The organism is Halolactibacillus sp. JCM 19043, assembly GCF_001310395.1.
Classification (GTDB): Bacteria; Bacillota; Bacilli; order Bacillales; family Amphibacillaceae; genus Halolactibacillus; species Halolactibacillus miurensis.
Genome location: NZ_BAXD01000092.1, coordinates 1 through 712, shown reverse-complemented (window position 1 = coordinate 712; position 712 = coordinate 1). Strand labels below are relative to the sequence as shown.

The 712-nt window shown below is 44.8% G+C and carries 1 pseudogene; it reads left to right on the top strand.

Annotation, left to right across the window (positions count from 1 at the left end):
* Positions 1-712, top strand: a pseudogene (locus JCM19043_RS17050) (IS200/IS605 family accessory protein TnpB-related protein); the annotation flags it as partial.

Genomic DNA, 712 nt, shown 5'->3' with positions numbered 1-712 from the left:
GGGTCAGTTGAACTTTAAGAAAGATCGATACGAAAAACAGCAGACACAACTGACAAATAAAGTGATTGGTGTGTGTTTTGGCAGTAAAAAACTCGCCCGCGGCCGGTTAACACAAAAGACGTATAACGCTCATCCTGAGCGTTGGCAGAAAGATTGGGCAGCGGCGCGTTACGGTAAGATGACCATTTCGGGACGGAAAGATGCTAAATCAGGTAACTTTGTGTTTCATTATCACCCAGAGACGCATACCCTTACCTTTAAAGCGATCGACCAATGCGTCATTAGTCTCTCTGACGTTGCTTTTCCTTATGGCCAAGATCATGTCAATTGTGCCATTCAGACACAAATGAACCTGAAAGATAAGAAAAAGTACGGAAAGCCTATTGGATGGTCACTTGAGGACCATGGTGACTACTACATCGTTAAATGCTTAATCGATGTGCCGGCTACACCTTATCTAAATACCTCAACATCAACGGGTATGGTTGGTGTTGATTTGAATGTAAATCATATCGCAGTCGCCAATATCAACGCCATAGGTCAATGTGTGGATGCCTTTACCCTCCCGTTTAACTTAGAGGGTAAAACCAGTGGGCAGGTAACGAAAATCATAGAAGCGGAGGTTATTGCCCTCGTTGACTATGCCGTTAAACATCATAAACCACTCGCCATCGAAAGATTGGATACGACGCGGTCCAAAGTGTCGCGCCCC